This window comes from Bacillus sp. SIMBA_008 (genome assembly GCF_046535495.1).
GTDB classification, from domain to species: Bacteria; Bacillota; Bacilli; order Bacillales; family Bacillaceae; genus Bacillus; species Bacillus subtilis.
In genome coordinates, this window is the sequence record NZ_JAWRWL010000815.1 from 1 (window position 1) to 256 (window position 256).

Annotated in this window: 1 protein-coding gene; it reads right to left on the reverse strand. The window is 38.3% G+C overall.

All coding sequences use genetic code 11. The annotated features are described in order from the left end of the window. The coding region (locus SB658_RS25585; protein ID WP_410603258.1) for a DapH/DapD/GlmU-related protein at positions 1 to 256 on the reverse strand (256 nt) is incomplete at both ends.

The following is a 256-nucleotide window of genomic DNA, read 5'->3' on the forward strand; positions in this document are numbered from 1 at the left end:
GATAATGCTTTTGATGGAACATTCTCTGTAATTGTAGAGCCTGCTGCCACATAAGCACCATCTTCAACTGTTACAGGAGCGACAAGGTTTGAATTACATCCAATAAATACCCCGTTACCAATCACAGTTTTGAATTTATTCTTACCGTCATAGTTCACCCTAATTGAACCACAACCAAGATTCACGTCTTCTCCAACTTGTGCATCCCCGATATAACTTAAGTGTGAAGCTTTACTTCTATTACCAAAAACAGTTT